The 17,403-nt window shown below is 64.9% G+C and carries 17 protein-coding genes; 8 read left to right on the plus strand and 9 right to left on the minus strand.

Going from position 1 to position 17,403, the window contains the following annotated elements; genetic code table 11:
- Positions 1-28: 28 nt before the first annotated feature.
- Both N551_RS0118380 and N551_RS0118385 read right to left on the minus strand, forming a co-directional pair.
- Complete coding sequence (locus N551_RS0118380; protein WP_027568154.1) at positions 29-613, minus strand: HutD family protein; 585 nt, start codon at positions 611-613, stop codon at positions 29-31.
- A gap of 103 nt (positions 614-716) precedes the next feature.
- A complete protein-coding gene (locus N551_RS0118385; RefSeq protein ID WP_027568155.1) occupies positions 717-2,807 on the minus strand; it encodes an adenylate/guanylate cyclase domain-containing protein in 2,091 nt (696 codons plus the stop codon).
- Between the two features lie 318 nt (positions 2,808-3,125).
- Between N551_RS0118385 and N551_RS0118390 the strand changes: the two genes are divergently transcribed.
- The 4 genes from N551_RS0118390 to N551_RS0118405 are packed head-to-tail and all read left to right on the plus strand — an operon-like array spanning position 3,126 to position 5,670.
- Positions 3,126-3,431, plus strand: coding sequence for a DUF2282 domain-containing protein (locus N551_RS0118390; protein ID WP_027568156.1), 306 nt, complete (start codon positions 3,126-3,128; stop codon positions 3,429-3,431).
- Positions 3,432-3,477: 46 nt separating this feature from the next.
- Entirely contained in the window at positions 3,478-4,392 is a 915-nt protein-coding gene (locus tag N551_RS0118395; RefSeq protein WP_027568157.1) for a DUF692 domain-containing protein, read from the plus strand.
- Positions 4,382-5,161, plus strand: a complete 780-nt coding sequence (locus N551_RS0118400) for a DNA-binding domain-containing protein (RefSeq protein ID WP_027568158.1) — start codon at positions 4,382-4,384, stop codon at positions 5,159-5,161. The genes N551_RS0118395 and N551_RS0118400 overlap by 11 nt, the downstream gene beginning before the upstream one ends.
- Positions 5,161-5,670 carry a DoxX family protein gene (locus N551_RS0118405; protein WP_027568159.1) on the plus strand — a complete coding sequence of 170 codons (510 nt, stop codon included), beginning with the start codon at positions 5,161-5,163 and terminating at the stop codon, positions 5,668-5,670. The genes N551_RS0118400 and N551_RS0118405 overlap by 1 nt, the downstream gene beginning before the upstream one ends.
- A gap of 12 nt (positions 5,671-5,682) precedes the next feature.
- Here N551_RS0118405 and N551_RS0118410 read toward each other — a convergent pair whose 3' ends face one another.
- The 3 genes from N551_RS0118410 to N551_RS0118420 are packed head-to-tail and all read right to left on the minus strand — an operon-like array spanning position 5,683 to position 7,769.
- Positions 5,683-6,528 carry an SDR family NAD(P)-dependent oxidoreductase gene (locus tag N551_RS0118410; RefSeq protein ID WP_027568160.1) on the minus strand — a complete coding sequence of 282 codons (846 nt, stop codon included), beginning with the start codon at positions 6,526-6,528 and terminating at the stop codon, positions 5,683-5,685.
- A 1-nt stretch (position 6,529) separates the two neighbouring features.
- Positions 6,530-7,090 (minus strand): carboxymuconolactone decarboxylase family protein, encoded by a 561-nt coding sequence (locus tag N551_RS0118415; RefSeq protein ID WP_027568161.1) that lies wholly within the window; start codon positions 7,088-7,090, stop codon positions 6,530-6,532.
- Complete coding sequence (locus N551_RS0118420; RefSeq protein ID WP_027520510.1) at positions 7,068-7,769, minus strand: TetR/AcrR family transcriptional regulator; 702 nt, start codon at positions 7,767-7,769, stop codon at positions 7,068-7,070. The genes N551_RS0118415 and N551_RS0118420 overlap by 23 nt, the downstream gene beginning before the upstream one ends.
- Positions 7,770-7,873: 104 nt before the next feature.
- On the opposite strand from N551_RS0118420, the gene N551_RS0118425 reads away from it, so the two are divergent.
- From N551_RS0118425 to N551_RS0118435, 3 genes are all read left to right on the plus strand, one after another.
- The gene (locus N551_RS0118425; RefSeq protein ID WP_027568162.1) at positions 7,874-8,863 is read left to right on the plus strand and encodes a tripartite tricarboxylate transporter substrate binding protein; all 990 of its coding nucleotides are present in this window, start codon (positions 7,874-7,876) and stop codon (positions 8,861-8,863) included.
- A gap of 40 nt (positions 8,864-8,903) precedes the next feature.
- Positions 8,904-9,440, plus strand: coding sequence for a VOC family protein (locus tag N551_RS0118430; protein ID WP_027568163.1), 537 nt, complete (start codon positions 8,904-8,906; stop codon positions 9,438-9,440).
- A gap of 112 nt (positions 9,441-9,552) precedes the next feature.
- Positions 9,553-10,365 (plus strand): class I SAM-dependent methyltransferase, encoded by an 813-nt coding sequence (locus N551_RS0118435; RefSeq protein ID WP_027568164.1) that lies wholly within the window; start codon positions 9,553-9,555, stop codon positions 10,363-10,365.
- Between the two features lie 25 nt (positions 10,366-10,390).
- On the opposite strand, the gene N551_RS0118440 is transcribed toward N551_RS0118435, so the two are convergent.
- The 3 genes from N551_RS0118440 to N551_RS0118450 all read right to left on the minus strand — a co-directional run bounded on the left by N551_RS0118440 (position 10,391) and on the right by N551_RS0118450 (position 14,934).
- On the minus strand, positions 10,391-11,947 hold the full coding sequence (locus tag N551_RS0118440) for a L,D-transpeptidase (RefSeq protein WP_027568165.1): 1,557 nt from the start codon (positions 11,945-11,947) through the stop codon (positions 10,391-10,393).
- A 357-nt stretch (positions 11,948-12,304) separates the two neighbouring features.
- Complete coding sequence (locus N551_RS0118445) at positions 12,305-13,330, minus strand: fatty acid desaturase (RefSeq protein WP_027568166.1); 1,026 nt, start codon at positions 13,328-13,330, stop codon at positions 12,305-12,307.
- Between the two features lie 167 nt (positions 13,331-13,497).
- Positions 13,498-14,934, minus strand: coding sequence for a lipopolysaccharide biosynthesis protein (locus tag N551_RS0118450; protein WP_027568167.1), 1,437 nt, complete (start codon positions 14,932-14,934; stop codon positions 13,498-13,500).
- A gap of 305 nt (positions 14,935-15,239) precedes the next feature.
- Between N551_RS0118450 and N551_RS0118455 the strand changes: the two genes are divergently transcribed.
- The gene (locus N551_RS0118455; RefSeq protein WP_027568168.1) at positions 15,240-16,307 is read left to right on the plus strand and encodes an endo-1,4-beta-xylanase; all 1,068 of its coding nucleotides are present in this window, start codon (positions 15,240-15,242) and stop codon (positions 16,305-16,307) included.
- A gap of 61 nt (positions 16,308-16,368) precedes the next feature.
- On the opposite strand, the gene N551_RS0118460 is transcribed toward N551_RS0118455, so the two are convergent.
- Positions 16,369-17,322 carry a DUF6492 family protein gene (locus N551_RS0118460; RefSeq protein WP_027568169.1) on the minus strand — a complete coding sequence of 318 codons (954 nt, stop codon included), beginning with the start codon at positions 17,320-17,322 and terminating at the stop codon, positions 16,369-16,371.
- Positions 17,323-17,403 lie beyond the last annotated feature (81 nt).

The following is a 17,403-nucleotide window of genomic DNA, read 5'->3' on the forward strand; positions in this document are numbered from 1 at the left end:
GCGCACCGCTCCGGCGCGGGCGCGCGGTTCAGCCGACGATCTGAATAGAGCTCAGCACGGCCAGCCCCGACACAAGCGCAAGCGTCGACGCCCCCGTCAGTTCGACCTTCAACGTGTTCTCGTGCGAAATCGAAAAATCCGTGCCGTCGAGACGGATGCCGCAGTCGCCGCGCGCCGCATAGATCAGATGCGTGCCGGCGGACAATCGCCGCTCACCGGGCGCCTTAAGCGCTTCGAGCTCAAGCGCCACCGCACCGCGCCGGCCCATCAAATTCACCACCTCGACTGGCCCTTCCTCGAGCCTGGTCACGATCTCGAGTTCGCCGGTGAATCGCACCGTCGTGAACGGCTCGCGCTCGTCGAATTCCTGGGTGGGCGATTTCAGCACCAGCCCGCGGCCGCCGACCACCATTTGCAAACGGTCGATGCCGGGCATATGGGAGAACGGCCCGGGTGCCACGATCGGCGTGGCCGCGAAGCGCCACAGCAGGCTGTCCCAATCCTTCACATTGGACTCAGCGCGATGGGCATCCGCGATATCGGTAAAGATGCCGCCGCCGTTCTTCCAGGGCGAGCGGGTATAGTCTTCGGATTTCAGCAGTGTGGTTTTCATGAATTGAGGTGGTCCGGGAGCGCGAGAGGGCGGGTGTCAGTTACGTATCATGCAGGCAGAATCGTCGCCAGCTCTCGTCCGTCAGCACGCCAATCTTTCGCGACTACTTCGTCGTCAGTGCCGCGACCGGGCGCCACGCAACATCAGGCGCGCTCTCAACCAACTGCCGGCAGCGGTCGCGCATCAGTTCAGCAGGGCGATCCGGGCCGCGCATATTCAGCACGGCTTCGAAATCAGCGAGTGCAGCCGCAAAATGGCGCCCGCGGTAGTTAGCGAGGCCCTGTTCATAGCGTACGATCCAATCAAGCCTCTCCCCGCCGCTCTCCCCGGCAAGTCCGATCAATTCGTAGACCGCAAAGCCCTCCTCACGTCCATACACGGCGATGCTGTCGATCTCGCGCGTGACGATGGCGCCGCGCGCGAGACGTTCGGTCGCTTCGCCAATGAGGATTTGCGTCCCGTAGGATTTGTTGGCGCCCTCGAGGCGGCTCGCGACGTTCACGGCATCGCCGATCACGGTATAGTTCAGGCGCAACTCGGAACCGATATTGCCGACCAGCATGCGGCCGGAATTGATGCCGATCCGGATCTGGAGCGGCTGGCCAAGATCGTCGGCAAGGCCCGACGCCGCGATCGCCCTGCAACAGCCGAGCGCCGCACGGCAGCAGCGCAGCGCGTGGTCGGCCTGCGGCTGCGGCGCGCCCCAGAACGCCATGACGGCGTCGCCGATGAACTTGTCGATGGTGCCGCCATTGGCGACGACGGCCTCGGAGGCGAGGTCGAGATAGCGCGACAGCAGCGGCACCACGCGATCGCCCAACCGCTCGGACAGCCCGGTGAAGCCGGCGATGTCGACGAACATCACGCTGAGCTCCTGCATGCTGCCACCTGGCCTTGCCTCGACGCCCTGGCGCAACAGCGAGCGGACCAGATCGGCCGGGATGAACTTGCGAAACGCGGACAGGCCGGCCGCCATCTCGGCGATCGCGCCGGACAGGCTCGCGATCTCCTTGAGCCGCGACGGATGGCGGCGGACCTGCTCCAGTGCGAAGGCTTCGACATGGCGGAGCTCGCCGACGACGCGCGACAGCGGTGCGGCGATGACGGAACGCGCCAGCATCGCCGAGGCCAACGCTGCGAGCACGGCGCCGATGCCAAGGCCGATGATCAGGCGGCGCAAAGTCGTCTCGACCGGACCGAGGAACTCGGCCTCGGGGATCACGGTTGCGAGCGACCAGCCGGGAAACGGCAGCGGCGTGAGCGCCACTTCGTAAGCGCCGCCAGCCGATGTCAGCCGACTTCGCCAAGCTGCCTTGCGGCCATCCTCGCCCGCCTTCACGAGTGCCATCCGCGCCAGCGGTAGCAGCGTCGTATCGCCCTTCGCAGCGTGCAGCTCGTCGGCGTCCTTGTCAGGCGCCGCGATCAGCTCGCCGCTGCCGTCGATGATGAAAGCCGTTCCGGTGCGCCCAACCTCGAGCTGCGACAGGAAGCGCGCGAGCCTGGTGTATTCGATGACGATGGCGAGGACGCCTTGCCGCTCCTGGTAGACATCGATCGGACCGGCAAAGGCAATCGATGGCCGCTCGCCGGTCGGATGGTCCATGACCTTGAACCACTGCGGCTCCCCGGCCGCCAGCCCGGTCTTGAACCAGGCGCGATCGGCGACGCGAAAATCGGTCGGCTCGAAACGGCGATTGGCGAATTCGATATCGCCGGGCACCACCTCGTATTCGTCGATGCGGCGCTGGCCGGCATGATCGGTCAGCGAGATCTCCATCATCTCCAGGCGGCGGTCGCCGAGCTTGTGCGCGGCGAAGAAGGTCCCGTCGGGCCAGCCAAAGGCGGCCCAGGAGATCGTCGCCTGCGACTGCAGTTGCGACAGGAACACGAATTCGCGCTTGTCGGCCTCGCGGGTGTCGAGCACGTTCTGCAAGAACAGCGTTCGAATGGCGGTGTGGGCCGCACGGGCCTCGTCCACAATCGCGGCGACCTCCTTGCGGACAGCGGCCACGATCTGCTCGTTGATGGTCGATGCGAGCTGCCGGCTCGCCGCCTCCGCCGTGCGCCACCACAACAGGCTGGAGAGGGCGGCGGTCAAAAGGATCGCGGTCAGGACCAACGCCGAGATGGCGAGGCGGATGCTGACCGTCAGCTTCGCGATCGCGCGCAGGTGCCGTCCGGGATCAACATTCATAGCTGTTTCCGTTCTCCGGCAAAGCGGCGACCGACCATCTCCTGTTACCGCTCTACGTGGCACGCGTGCATTCGTTACCTGTGGCAGGCGCCGCGCGTCGCCGCCAATGCTCTCCGGCTAAGGTCTCGATAGAGACTAGGCATTGGATTGACCGGCCCGTCACCCGCTAATCCGATCCAAGCGCACAGCCCGTGCGCCCATCTGACGGCCTCACGAACTCGTGACCTGCTCGATCGGTAACGCGAGCGGCTGCAGGGCGAACCGAACAAGGCGCTCTTCGCCTGCCAGGCGATGCCATCTCGAACAGGAGAAACTTCGATGTCTGCCAAACTTGCCGTGACCACGCTCGTTCTCGCCGGCGCCATGTCGACCGCACTTGCCACGCTGGCCACTGCTGCTCCGCTGACCAAGGCCGAGGGCGACGCGGCCGTCGCCGCCAAGAAGGAAAAATGCTTCGGCGTCGCGCTGAAGGGCCAGAACGATTGCGCGGCCGGACCGGGCACGACCTGCCAAGGCACCTCGACCGCCGACTTCCAGGGCAATGCATGGAAATTCGTCCAGGGCGGCACCTGCACCAGCATCGACCTGCCGGGTGGCAAGAAGGGCTCGCTGAAGCCGGTTTGACGCGCTGCGTCGCGACCACCACAACACGGAAGAGCGGAGTGAAACCATGACGACGGCAATCGCGCCTGACATGTCTGCGGTGCCCCTCCGCTATTCCGCGCCCATCGGCGGCGTCGCCGGGACCAGCTTCAAGCCTGAACATCTTCAGGCGATCCTGGGCGCGAAACCACAACGCGGCTTCTTCGAGGTCCACGCCGAGAACTACATGGGCGCAGGCGGACCGCCGCACCGCGCGCTGGAAGCGATCCGCCGCGACCATCCCCTCTCACTGCATGGCGTGTGCATGTCGATCGGCGGACCACAGCCGCTCGACAAGGCGCATCTGGCCCGCTTTCGCGGACTGGTGGCACGTTACCAGCCCGCGCTGGTATCCGAGCATCTCGCCTGGTCGACGCATGAGACCAGCTTCTTCAACGATCTGTTGCCGCTGCCCTACACCGCGGCAACGCTCCGGAACGTCTGCGATCACATCGATCAGGTACAGGACGCGATCCGCCGCCCGCTGCTGCTGGAAAACCCCTCGACCTATGTCGCCTTTCGCTTATCGTCGATGAGCGAGACCGATTCCATCCGCACTGTTGCCGAGCGGACCGGCTGCGGGCTGCTGCTCGACATCAACAATGTATTCGTATCAGCGACCAATCACGGCTTCTCGGCACTCGACTACCTCGCGGACTTTCCGCTGCCGCGCGTCGAAGAGATCCATCTCGCCGGCCATGCCAAGCAGGTCGACGACGAAGGCGATCTGCTGCTGATCGACAGCCATGACGGCCCGGTCGCGGACGCCGTGTGGAAGCTGTACGAGATCGTCGTCCGGCGCCGCGGCGGCGTGCCGACGCTGATCGAGTGGGACAGCAAGATCCCGGATTGGGCGGTCCTGCGAGCGGAGGCGGCCGCCGCGCAGGCGATCCTCGACCGTTGCCGCCCGGTCGGGCTGACGGGAGATCGTCATGCCGCCTGAGCCTGACCTTTGCTTTGCCGCAGCCTTTGCACCGGCGCTGCTGGACCCGGTGCGCCCTGCGCCCGAGATCGTGACCGGTCCGAACGGCAAGGCACCTGGCAAGCGCTACGATGTCTACCGCAACAACGTCACGGTCAGCCTGATCGACGCGCTCGCCGCGATCTATCCGGCGGTGCAGCGCATCGCCGGCGCCGACTTCTTCCGTGCCATGGCGCGCTTCCATGTTCGCCAGACGCCACCGATCTCACCCCTGCTGTTCGACTACGGCCGCGACTTTCCCGCCTTCATCGCGCAATATGAACATGCGCAGATGATGCCATGGCTCGCAGATGTCGCACGCATCGAGCGAGCCTGGCTCGATGCCTATCACGCCGCCGACGCCGCACCGCTGTCGCCGGCGCAGCTTGCCGCGGTTGCGCCGGATCGGCTGGGCGATCTCGTTCTCCTACCGCACCCGGCGGTGGGAATCGTGCGGTCGCAATTCGCGGCGGTGACGATATTCGCCGCCAACCGCGACACGTCGCCGGTCGGGCGCATCGACGCTGCGACGCCGGAAGACGCGTTGGTCACGCGCGCCGAATTCGATGTCGTGGTCCGGCACCTGCCGCCGGGCGGAGCGGCATTCGCGAGCAGCCTGATGTCGGGTCGGCCGCTCGGCGAGGCCGCCGCACGCGCGCTGGACGCGGCGGCCGACTTCGACATCGCTTCGAACATCACCGGCCTGATCGAGGCGGGCGCCTTCACCTCATTCGCTTTCGGAGACGTCTGATGATCACGGACCAACGCATGCAGGCGGGCGGCGGCCTGCCCTCCCTCGGACTCCTCGTCGACAAGGCCAATCATCTCGTGCAGACCATCGCCTCGCCGTCAGTCGTTCAGCTCGCGCTCCGCATCGCGCTGGCGGTGCCGTTCTGGCGTTCCGGCATGCTCAAATGGGCAGGCTTCCTCAGGCTCAACGACACCGCGGTGACGTTGTTCAGCGACGAGTTCATGCTACATCTGCCGGGCGGGCCCTATCACTATCCGGCGCCGACCGTCATGGCCTTTCTCTCCGGATGCGGGGAAATCATGTTCCCGATCCTCCTCCTGCTCGGCCTCGGCACGCGGTTTGCGGCGCTCGGACTGCTGTTCATGACTGTCATCGTCGAGCTGACCGTGCCTGACGGCTGGTCGATCCACATCACCTGGGCGGCGATGGCGCTCGGCATCATGGCCTACGGGCCGGGACGCGTCTCGCTGGACCACCTGATCAGCGGAGCGCGCGCCCCCGGGCCATAGGCGCGAGGCCTCTCACATCCCGCTCAGGCCGCTATCGACCGCGAGCGTCTGCGCGGTGACGTAGACGCTCTCGTCCGAGAGGAAGAACAGCACAGCATAGGCGATCTCCCAGGCGGTGGCCTGACGGCCGAACGGGACATGGCCCTTGCCACGGTTGGGTCGGCCGGCGCCGGCCTCGCGGCCGTTCGGGGTGTCGACGAGGCCGGGATAGACCAGGTTGGCGCGGATGCCGCGGCGCGACCCGAGATGGGCGATGTTGCGCATGAGGCCGCCGAGCGCGGCTTTCGATGAATCATACACCGCCATCTGCGAGCCGGCTTTCAGCGCGGCGATGGAGGAGATGAAGACGATCGATCCGCCGCTGTCGAATTTCGGCAGGCCTGCGCGGCAGCACAGCATCGGGCCGCGAACGTTGACGTCGTAGATCGCATTCCACTCCCCGGGGCTGACGGCATCGAGCCCGACTTTGCCGAAGGTGCCGATGTTGAGCACCATGCCGTCGAGCCCGCCCATGGCGCGATGCGCCTCGTCGATCATGCGCAGGACGTCGGCCTCCGACGTGACGTCGGCGGCAATCGCAAAGGCTTCACCGCCTTCGTCGGTGATGCGCTTGACGGTGTGCTCGGCCGAGGTTCGGTTGAGGTCGGCGACCGCGACCTTGGCGCCCTCACGCGCGGACAGAATGCTCATGGCGCGGCCGTTGCCGATCGGATCGGTGGCGGCGTCGAACACACGCTGGCCACCGCCGACGATCAGGATGCGGCGGCCCCTAAGGCGTCCCCTCCCCGGCGCTTCGCCCAGCGACTCCGCACTCGGCGGGCGGACGTAACGGTCCCGCTTGCTATCGGTATCCGTCATCTCAGGCGCCCGGCTTCTTGCCGCCGTCATACACCTTCATGCCGGCAGCGGGGTCGAGATCGGTCTCGGTCGCCTCGGTGACACGCGCCATCATCATGTAGAAGCCGAGCGCGACGATGGATTCGACGATCTCCTGGTCGCTGAAATGCTCGCGCATGGCGGCGAAGATCGCCTCGGGAACGCGGATGTTCTCGACCACTTCGCGGCCGAATTTCAGCAGCGCGCGCTCGGCCTCGCTCAAGCCGGCGGCATCGTAGTCGGCGCGCTGGACCGCATCGATCTGCGCTTGCGTGCAGCCGACCCCGAGCGCGATCGGCACGTGCTGGCGCCATTCATAGGCGCCGCCTTCGAGCTGGGCGGCCTGGAGGATCAGGAGCTCGCGATTGACCGCACTGAGCTTCTGCTTGTGCAGGATCGAATTGCCGAGCCGCATCGCCGGGATCATGTTGGCCTCGGCGTGCGCCATCATGCGGAAAATATTCAGCTTGACCGGCATGCGGTCGAACGAGGCGCGGATATCGCCGCTGGTGGTCTCCGGATCAATCAGGGGCAGCCTTGCCACGATTCTCTCCCTTGGCTTTTCGTTTCTTGTTGTCCCGCGTCCCGCCATCCGCCGCGATCAGCGACAGGAAGAAGGCGAGATAGCGGTCGATCGCCTCGATCACCTTCGGCCGCGGCGACGGTGCCGCGCCCATCACGTAATGCTCGAGACGGATGTAGATCAGCCCGGCGGCGAACAGCCGCGCGGTCTCGCGCGGGTCCGGCGTCGAGACCAGGCCGGCGAGCGCAAAGCCGCGGAAATAATCCGTCATCATGCTCTGCTCGCGCGCATAAAAATGATCGGCGAATTTGGCGCGGATGCCGGGCACGCGGTTGCGTTCGGCGGTGATGACTTTCTGGAACTGGTGCTCGCGCGGATCGGACCATTGCTCGACGAGGTCCAATGCAAATTGGCGGCAGAACGCGGCGGGCTGGCGCGCGAGCTGCTTGTAGCGCGGCTCTTCCAGCCGGCTCGCCGAGCTGGCCGGACCGTGCTCGCTGACGATGGCCTCGAGGATCGCGGCCTTGCCGGCGAAGTGATTGTAGAGGCTGCTCTCGCGAATGCCGACGCGACGCGCGAGCTCGCGCATCGAGGCGCCGCCATAGCCGCTCTGCGCGAACAGATCGAGCGCCTCGGCGAGGATGCGCGCGCGGGTCGTGGGCGCAGCTGCTTCCGCCGCGCTGGTGGTGTGGACAGCCATGCAACTTGACTAACGAACGATCGTTCGCTAGTCAATCGTACGAACGATCGTTCGTTTCAACTCCGCTCTCAAAGAAGCGGAGAGCAATCTGGGGAGACTGGGTCATGGCGCGCTTCGTCCATTTTCGTCTGCTGCGCGCCGCGACATTGTCATTGGTCGTAACGTCCTCGGCAATGCTGCCTGCGCGCGCCGAGGACCCAGCCGCCTATCCCACGCACAAGATCAGGATGCTGTTGCCGTATGCGGCCGGTGGCGGCGGTGACGTGATCGGGCGGCTGCTCGGCGACAGGATGGCCAAGACGCTCGGACAGAGCGTCTATATCGAGAACCACACCGGGGCTGCCGGCACGCTCGGCACCCAGATGGTCGCGGCGTCGGCGAACGACGGCTACACCATCACCGTCGGCGGCATGACCACGCATGTGCTGGCGCCGGCGATCTATCCAAAACTGCCCTACGATTCGATCAAGGACTTCACCACGATCGGGCGCATCGGCACGTCCTCGATCATGCTGGTGGCGACCAAGGATTTTGCGGCCAACGACATCAAGGGCCTGATCGCGCTGGCCAAGAAGGGCGAGCCGATCCAGTACGGAAGCTGGGGCGTGGGCTCGACCGGACAATTCTGCGCGGAAATCCTGATGCAGCAGACCGGAATCAAGATGGACCACGTGCCGTTCAACGGCATCGCCAAACTGGCCGGCGATCTGCTCGGCGGCCACATCTCGCTGGCGACACTCGACATGGCGACCGCGACGCCGCTGGTGAAGGACGGTTCGATCAAGGCGCTGGCCGCCTGCGGCGAGCGTTCGCCGAGCCTGCCGGATGTCGCCAGCTACAAGGAACAAGGCGTGCCGTTCGACCGCAGCCTGTCCTGGGCGATGTATGCGCCTGCGGGACTTGCCGAGCCGATCGCAAGAAAACTGTCGGCGGCACTGAAGGACGCGCTCGCCGATGCCGAGGTGAAGCAGAAGCTGCTGGGGCTCGGCATCACGCCGCAATTCGTGCCGGGCGACGAGCAGCGTGACATCAACGCGCGCGACATCGCGGCCTGGAAGCAGGTTGCGAAGGACGCGCACATTGAAGTGAAGTGAATCGAGATCAGGTGAACGAGGTGACAACGGGGGCGCCGATATGAGCCGCATCTTCGGCGCGGTGCGCCAGAACGGATATGTGGTGCGGGACATCCACGCCGCGATGAAGCACTGGATCGAGGTGATGGGCGTCGGTCCGTGGTACTATTTGGACCGCGTCAAGACCGACTGGTTTCGCCATCGCGGCGAAAACTCTGCCGTCGAGATGAGCATCGCGCTGGCCAATTCCGGCGATCTCCAGATCGAGCTGATCCAGCAGCGCAACGACGCGCCCTCGCTGTACAGGGAGTTCCTCGAGTCCGGCCACGAAGGCCTTCAGCACATGTCCTACTGGAGCCACGACTACCAGGCGCTCTACGACAGGGCGCTCGGGCTCGGCTACAGGATCGGCCACGAGGGCCAGATCGGCGGCGACAAGGGGCGCTTTGCCTATTTCGACACCCAGGCCCATCCGGGCACCGTGATCGAGATCTCCGACATCAGCGGCACCAAGGGGCCGTTCTTCGACAAGGTCCGGCAGGCTGCTTTGAGCTGGGACGGCACGCGGCCGATCCGCGAGGTCGGTGGGAGCCGATGACGCCAGCCCGCAAGGCGATGCAGGAACCGGCCGGGTTCACCGCGCTGCTGGCGCGGTAGACGGCAATCCATGATAACGTGAGCTTCGTGTCCGAACCTTCAGCGAGGCAAGCATGTCCAACACTGACAAGGTTTTCGCCGGCTCGATCCCGAAACTTTACGACGAATATCTGGTCCCGATGATCTTCGCCGTTTACGCCGACGACATCGCAAGACGTGTCGCGGCCCGGTCCCCCTCCGTGCTGCTCGAGATCGCGGCAGGCACCGGCGCCGTGACGCGCGCGGTGGCGGCGGCGCTGCCGCGTGGCGTCCGTTATGTCGCCACCGACCTCAACGAGCCGATGCTCGCCGTCGCGGCGCAGCGTCAGGCAGACGACGATCGCATCTCGTGGCGCCAGGCCGATGGATCGGCCCTGCCCTTCGACGATGCCGCCTTCGACGTGGTCTGCTGCCAATTCGGCGCCATGTTCTTTCCGGATCGCGTCAAGGCTTTCGGCGAAGTGAAGCGCGTCCTGAAGGATGGCGGCACGTTCGTGTTCAACGTCTGGGATCGCATCGAGGACAATATGCTGACGCATGAAGCCACGGTGGCGCTCGAAAAGCTGTTTCCCGACGACCCGCCTCGTTTCATGGCCCGGACCCCGCACGGCTATCACGACAAGGCGGTCATCAGAACCGACCTCGAACGCGCAGGCTTCCGTGACATATCGATCGAAACGCGAGCTGAAATAAGCCGCGCGCCGTCGCCCGAGCACGTCGCGATCGCGCTCTGCCAGGGCACGCCGCTGCGCAGCGAGATCGAGGCACGCGATGCCAGCAAGCTTCAGGCTGCGACCGACATTGTTGCCGAGGCGATCCGGACGCGCCATGGGTCCGGACCGATCGAGGGCAAGATCCAGGCTATCGTGATCGAGGCGCGGCGATAGTGGCGGGCTTCGATCTGTCCGCCTCCTACCAGAAGCCCCGCTGCATCGGCTGTGCCGGCTGATAGTATTGATACTGGCCACGCCGGCGCGGATTGACGGGCTGCGGGTTCGGATCGCGCTGGAAGAAGAAGCCGAAACCGTTGCCGCCATTGTCCCAGCCGTCGTCGCTCGCCATGGCCATCGGAGGCGCGGTCGGCTTGCGCGTGATGAAACCGCCCTGGGGCTGGTTGCTCAGCACCGCGACGAACTCGGTGCGGTAGTTGGTTTCGCTGCTCAGCGGCTCGTCCGAGATGATGATCGAGGACCGCGGCAACGCGGTCGGCGCGATGCGATCGAGCACCTCCTGCGGGATGGTGATGCGATCGAGCGCGTTCCTGGCGTTGTCGCCGTCTTCGATCGTGACCACGCTCCAGCGCAGGCCAGTATCGTTCTTCGCCATCGCCGTGAAGATATGCGTGCCGAGCGGCTGGTCGGGATTGCGGATCGTGACGGGAACCTCGATGCTGGTGTCGAACACCTCGCCGCCGCCGTCCGGTGCCGGCTTGTGCGTGTTCCGCCGCACATAGAGCTTCTGCGTCGCGCGGCTGATGTAGACCGAGACCGGTTCGAGCGCGAGCTTTGCGTCGGTCGCAGCCTTCACGGCGTCGGCCTTCCTGGCCGCTGCCGCCTTGGCCGCGTCTTTCGTGGCAGCGACCGCATCGCGCTTCGGCTGTGCGGCGGTCTTGGCGGCATCGAGCTGCGTCGCCGCGTCGGCGGCCTTGGTGGCGGCCTTCTGCTTCAGCTCCTCGGCCTTGGCCCGAGCCTGATCGGTCTTGGCGGCCGCGAACTGCTTGTCGGCGAAGGCGAGCTCGGCGTCAGCGCGGGTCTTCTGCTGTTCCAGCTTGCGCAGCGAGGCCGGCAGCGAGGCCGCCTCTTTCGCGGCCAAAGTCGCGGCCTTCTTGGCCTCGTCGGCAGCCCTTGTGGCCTCCTCGGCCTCGCCGGAGAGCTTGCCGATCTGGCCCGGTGCCGCCGCAATGGCGTCCCGCTTCGGCATGAACAATGCGGGATGAACGATGTCGATCGGAGCCGCGTCGTTCGGCGAGATGATCACGCGCATCCCGATGTTGGTCTTGTCAAACAGGCCCTCCGCGAAGCCGAACGGCATCCGCACGCAGCCATGCGAAGCGGCGTAGCCGGGCAGCGGCCCGCCATGCAGCGCGATGCCGTTCCAGGTGATGCGCTGCATGTTCGGCATCCAGGCGTCGTCATACATGGTCGAGTGGTGGTCCTTGTCCTTCTCGACGATGGCGAAAACGCCGGCCGGCGTCTCGCGTCCCGTCGTTCCGGTGGACACCGGCGCGCGAAAAATCCAGCCCTCGGCGTCGTAGAAGGTGACCTGCTGGCTTTTGATCGACACGATCGCCATGATCGGTTCGCCGGCCTCGCGGGGCGCCACCGCCTCGGCCGGCTGGCGCGCCTGCTTGGCAGCATTGGCCGGGCCCACGGCCGCAAAGGCGAGCATCGCCGCCAAGGTCACAATTCCGGGAGGCCCCCAACGCCGCATCGCCACGGTAGATTGCGCCGTTGTCATCAGGTTTCTCATGCCATCCTCGGTCGAAATGCCAGTCCGCCGGTCATCGATCAGATTGCGATCTTTGAATTAAGAAATCGCAGCCGCCTTACGTTCCGTCTGTGGCGACATTCGGCACGTCCGGCGATAAATCTCATATACGACGGTTGACGCAGGCGGAAGGGCGGCGCGCGGCCGAAGCTCGCGCTCTATCGCTGCGACAGAATGACCGGGGGTCGGTGACACGGCTGCCAGCGCCTGACGTCGGACGGCGAGGCCACCTTGAACGGGCGCTGAACGCCCATCGCCTTTCCGATCGCGCGGATTCACGCCATTCGGCGGCCGCGCGGGGGTGGCGTAAGCGAAATCGCGGGGACCAAGGCTGCCTTTTCAAACAAGCTTGGCTCCCTTTCCAAACAAGGCCGCCTCTCCAAAGGAGACGAGCCGCTGCCGCTCCTCGTCCCACAAGGTCAGCCGCACCGTCCGCAAACTCTGGAGCAGCGTAATCCGCCCGACACCAGCGAACTGCGGATTGTCGCGCAACACGTCCTGCAAGCGATAGTAGGGAATTCGACTGGACAAATGATGGATGTGGTGGACGCCGATATTGGCCGTGAACCATCGCAAGACAGCCGGCAGTTGGTAGTGAGAGCTGCCGTGCAGCGCGGCGTCGTGAAAATTCCAGGTCTCGTCGTGGGCCCAGTGCGTGTGCTCGAACTGATGCTGGACGTAGAACAGCCAGACGCCGATCGACGCCGCCAGAACAATGATCGGCAGATGCACGAGCAGGAACGGCCCATAGCCGACCAGCTGGATCATCGTGACGACGAGAACCGCGAGGGCGATGTTCGTGCCCATCGTGCTCAGCCAGGGTTTCCAGCCGCGACGCATCATCCCCACCGGCAATCGGTGCTTCAAGATGAACAAATACGAGGGGCCGACGCCAAACATCACCAGGGGATGTCGATACAAGCGATACAGCGCCCGACGCCATCGAGACCGCCCGAGAAATTCACGCGTGGTCAGCGTATCGATGTCGCCCAAGCCCCTTTGATCGAGATTGCCGGAGTTCGCATGGTGGCCTGCATGGTTACGCCGCCAGTAGCCGTATGGCGTCAGTGTCATCACGCCGAGGGCACGGCCGACCCAATCGTTGGCAACGCGGCCGCGGAAGAACGAGCCGTGTCCGCAATCATGTTGGATCATGAAGAGGCGGACCAGCAAACCCGCCGCGGGCACCTCAAGCAGCAGGGCAAACCAATAGCCCTGGTCCAGAGCGGCCCAGATCAGAGCCCAGATGACAACGAACGGTATCGCCGTAATCGCCAGTTCGAGGACACCCCGCGCATTGTCGGGCTCGCGATAGCGGGCGAGCAACTGCGCCGATGCGCGGATTTCCGGTATTCCTTGGGTCATAGTCTGCTCTGCTCCCGACATGCGGCCCAAGAAGCACGGTTATGGCCAAGGATGCAACAAAATCGCCCACCACATGGACAGCTTCCGGCCGAAACCGAGCCATCGCCAAGTCAAGCGGCCCTTTCAGGGCTTCAGACGGTGAGGACGAGCCTCGTCAGACGCCGCGGCTAAACGCCTAACGCCTTCCGATTGAAGGTTCGCAGGAAACGCAACGACAGCGTCCGGACATTTGCGACGTTCAGCAACCACGCTGCGGCGGCATAAGCGAGGCCGCCCGCAAGGCTCACAACCATGAGCGGGACGAGGCCGATGCCATTGACCTGGGATCGTGCAACGAGAATCGCAGCCGCCATCGCCGCGGCGGAGACGGCAACGCCGGCGAGGCGGTGGAGGTCGAACGGAACCGGATGCGCGCGATGCATCAGGGCGACGGCAACGAGGAAGCCGATCGCCTCGGTCGCAAGCGTTGCCAGCGCCGCGCCGTAGAGGCCATGGCCGGCCACCAGCACGAACATCAACGCCACGCTGACGACCAGCGTCAGGAACGACTGCGCCGCCAGCATGAACGGCCGCTCGGCAAGCTGGAAGCTGATCTGCACGTAGAATTGATTGGCGATGCCGAACAACCGGGCGAGCACCAGGGTCGGCAGCAGCGCCGATACGCCGGCGCGGAAGTCGACGCCGACGAGTGTGCCGGCGACCTGGTCGGCTGCGAGCGCGAGCCAGACGGCGACGGGCGCGACCACGACGAGCAGAAGTTCGAGGCTCTCGGTCAGCCGCTTCCGCGTCGTCTCGTTGTTTTTCTCCGACAATGACCGGAACACCAGCGGCACTGTTGCCGCAGCGACGCTGGAGGCGATCATGACCATGAACTGTCGCGGCAGATCGGCAGCGACGCCAAAGATGCCGGCGGCGTCCTTGCCGAGCAAATATGCCACGATGAGGCGGTCGCAGGCCGAGTAGACCGCGACGGACAATCCGGCCAGCGTCAGCGGCAGGCCGTAGCGCGCGAGCTGCACGAACTGGCTGCGCTGAAAACGCGCGATCCTGGTGCGGTCACCGACGAGGTTCAGGATAATCCCGGCAAGCGAACCCAGGCCGAATGCGGCGAGCAGTCCCAGTCCACCCCAGCCGAGCCAGATGCCGAGCAGGCCGAAACCGACGCTCGACACGCTGCGCACGATCGAGATCGCCGCGAATCTGTAAGGGCGCAATTTTGCGCGCTCGAACTCCTGGCCGACATCGACGGCATTCGCCATGATCGCGACGAACATGCTGACAAGCAGCAGCCCGACGCTGAGATCACTGCGGAACAGGAAGACCAGCGGCGTGGTGGCGCAGAGGACGGCGACGGTAAGCGCGAAGGCGACCATTGCGGTGCCGCGGAAATCCACCTCGGCCGACATCGCCTGATAGCGCGACACCGACAGCTTGATCCAGGCGAAGAAGATCGCACCCAGAATGCCGGCCAGGCTGATGCCGACGACATAGACGCCGTACTCCGCCGGCGTGAGCAGCCGCGTGTAGGCCGTGACGGCGAAGAAGCCCACCGCCGCAGGCAGGATGTAGGCGACGAGATAAATCGAGAAATGGCGGTTCAGCATGCGAGCACGGGACCGGCAACATTGTTGCGAGTGTGACGGCCGTTCATCAATTGGACCATGGCGGGGCGAACGAATTGCGCCGCAGCATCCCTCAAGAGTGTCACATAAGTCTGGAGATCGGGCGGCGAATGCGGCTTTGAGGCCGCTTTCGCGGGTTAGCGTTAAATTTGCCCTTCCCTGACGGCGGCACGGCCACCGAAAGGAACCGTGATTTCGCAGATGGCAAAGTTAACCCAACGAGGGGAAACCCCGGCGTTGCAAGGCGTCGCTTGGTACGATGGTGCGTTGGCTCGATAAGGAATGCCGTGACCAGGCTCGACAGACGCGAATTTCTCCTCGGCAGCGCCGCCGCACTTGCGGCGGGCGCATCGGCGTCCGCAGCGCCGGCGTCGAAACTCGCCCAGCGCCATCAGGGATTTGGTGCCGCGGCCACGCTCTGGGATCTGCAAGCCGATCCCAGGCTCGGCGAAGCCATCAGCACGTATTGCACGCAGGTGGTTCCGGTGCTCGAGCTGAAATGGCCGATGCTGCGTCCGGACGCGCACACCTTTGCCTTTGAACGCGCCGACGCGATACTGGATTTCGCCCGGCAGAACGACCTGACGATGCGCGGGCACGCGCTCGCCTGGTATCACGATATTCCGGACTGGACCAAGCAGATCAAGGATGCCAAGGGCGTCGAGCGCGCCTATGTCGACCACATCGGCACGGTCGTCTCCTATTACAAGGACAAGCTGACGTCGTGGGACGTCGTCAACGAGCCGATCCCCGACAATCCGCGCAGTCCAAAAGACCGGCGCGAGTCGTTCTGGACGCAGCATCTGGGCAATCGCTGGATTCCGCTGGCGTTTCGCACGGCGGCCGCGGCCGACCCCTTCGTCAAGCTCGCGATCAACGAATATGACATCGAGTCGGCCAAGGACACGTTCATTGCGAAGCGCGCGGCCTACCGCCAACTCATCATGGAGCTGCTCGACCAGGGCGTGCCGCTGCACGCCGTGGGACTGCAATCGCATCTGCATGCCGAGCTCGAGATCGACACCCATGGGCTCGCCGAATTCGTCACCGAGCTGCGCGCCTGGGGCCTCGAGGTGTATGTCACCGAGCTCGATGTCGACGACCAAAAGCTGACGGGGACGCCGGCGGAGCGCGATGCCATCGTCGCCAAGCGCGTCGACGATCTCCTGACCGCGATCTCGACCAGCGGACCGGTGCGCTCGATCCTGACCTGGGGTCTCTCGGACCGCTATAGCTGGATCAACGGCACCTTTGCCCGCGCCGACAAGCAGCCGAACCGTCCTCTGCCGCTCGACGGCGAGTTCAAGCCGAAGCCGTTCATGAACGTGATCAACAAGTTCACGAGGGACGCTTAAACGGCTTTATTTTGAGCATGATCTTTTCGGAAAACCGCTGCACACTTTTCCGGATCATGCCCTAGCGCGTCTTCGTCGGTGCTTCGAACTCAACCGCATCGCCCATGTGATCGGGCGAAAGGCTCGGACTACGACGGTCGCGCGAGCTGAGTCGGAACACGTCGCGGATGTCGTCGATCGAGGTCGACGAATAGGACTGGATGCACAGCGCCACCTGGTCGGGCGAAGCGGCGCGCATCATCGCTTCGATGGCCGGGCGGTCGAGGCGCGTGTCATCCCAATGCGAGACCGCGATGCTATCCTCGGTGACCCGATGAGTGGCCAGATGCGCGGGCGCGTTCGCGACGAAATGGCCGTACATGAGATATTCCGAGAACTTCTTTTTCCGGCACAGCGCCAGAACCCAGTTCAATCCCGTCGCCGACTTGATCGCGTCGGTCATCGCGCGCGCGGTGTCCTTGTCCCACACCAGTGCGTTGCCGACATAGTCGTCCGCGGGGAAGGACCTTTCCTTGATGCCAAGGAGCTGATCGACGGTGCGGAGCCACAGGACATGCAAGGGGTGGGCGGCGTCGATCCCGTTGCGCGTGACGAACAGCGGCGTCTTCTCGCCGCCGGCATACTGGCCGACGTCGAATTCGCGGAAGAACAGATTGTCCGAATCCAGGATGCAGACGCGCTGCTCGGGCGCGTTGAGGACGCCGGCGATCTTGAGGATCTGCTGGATGTGCCAGCCATGAACGGGTGACGACAGCAGCGACAGCCAGACGCGCCGTTTGCTGATGAACTGCAGAGCCGGCGGCAGCGCCCACAGCCATTTCGGCAAATAGCGCGAGGCCGGAACGATGACACGCTTGTCGGAAGCGAACCGCGCGAACAGCGGCAGATCCTCATCGTTAACGAGAACATAATGCCGCGTGTAGCCCGTCAACCAGGTGTCGATGCTCTCGCTGAGCAGCGAAAAACGCTCGATATCCTTGGCGTAGCTGGCGGTCAGCAGGGCAACGGAATGCATGGCGCGCGCTCGTATGGCGATCAGGCCGTACTCATAGCGGCGCCGAGGCGCGTTGAATACTTACATTCGCAATCAAGGTAA

The sequence above is a fragment of the Bradyrhizobium sp. URHA0013 genome, assembly GCF_000518345.1.
Taxonomy (GTDB): Bacteria; Pseudomonadota; Alphaproteobacteria; order Rhizobiales; family Xanthobacteraceae; genus Bradyrhizobium.

Excerpts from the sequence above, each read along its gene's own strand:
- N551_RS0118395 (WP_027568157.1), top strand. The coding sequence starts at position 3,478 with ATGACGACGGCAATCGCGCCTGACATGTCTGCGGTGCCCCTCCGCTAT.
- N551_RS0118380 (WP_027568154.1), bottom strand. The coding sequence starts at position 613 with ATGAAAACCACACTGCTGAAATCCGAAGACTATACCCGCTCGCCCTGG.
- N551_RS0118385 (WP_027568155.1), bottom strand. The coding sequence starts at position 2,807 with ATGAATGTTGATCCCGGACGGCACCTGCGCGCGATCGCGAAGCTGACG.
- N551_RS0118420 (WP_027520510.1), bottom strand. The coding sequence starts at position 7,769 with ATGGCTGTCCACACCACCAGCGCGGCGGAAGCAGCTGCGCCCACGACC.
- N551_RS0118390 (WP_027568156.1), top strand. The coding sequence starts at position 3,126 with ATGTCTGCCAAACTTGCCGTGACCACGCTCGTTCTCGCCGGCGCCATG.
- N551_RS0118460 (WP_027568169.1), bottom strand. The coding sequence starts at position 17,322 with ATGCATTCCGTTGCCCTGCTGACCGCCAGCTACGCCAAGGATATCGAG.
- N551_RS0118425 (WP_027568162.1), top strand. The coding sequence starts at position 7,874 with ATGGCGCGCTTCGTCCATTTTCGTCTGCTGCGCGCCGCGACATTGTCA.
- N551_RS0118430 (WP_027568163.1), top strand. The coding sequence starts at position 8,904 with ATGAGCCGCATCTTCGGCGCGGTGCGCCAGAACGGATATGTGGTGCGG.
- N551_RS0118405 (WP_027568159.1), top strand. The coding sequence starts at position 5,161 with ATGATCACGGACCAACGCATGCAGGCGGGCGGCGGCCTGCCCTCCCTC.
- N551_RS0118435 (WP_027568164.1), top strand. The coding sequence starts at position 9,553 with ATGTCCAACACTGACAAGGTTTTCGCCGGCTCGATCCCGAAACTTTAC.
- N551_RS0118410 (WP_027568160.1), bottom strand. The coding sequence starts at position 6,528 with ATGACGGATACCGATAGCAAGCGGGACCGTTACGTCCGCCCGCCGAGT.
- N551_RS0118400 (WP_027568158.1), top strand. The coding sequence starts at position 4,382 with ATGCCGCCTGAGCCTGACCTTTGCTTTGCCGCAGCCTTTGCACCGGCG.
- N551_RS0118440 (WP_027568165.1), bottom strand. The coding sequence starts at position 11,947 with ATGAGAAACCTGATGACAACGGCGCAATCTACCGTGGCGATGCGGCGT.
- N551_RS0118445 (WP_027568166.1), bottom strand. The coding sequence starts at position 13,330 with ATGACCCAAGGAATACCGGAAATCCGCGCATCGGCGCAGTTGCTCGCC.
- N551_RS0118450 (WP_027568167.1), bottom strand. The coding sequence starts at position 14,934 with ATGCTGAACCGCCATTTCTCGATTTATCTCGTCGCCTACATCCTGCCT.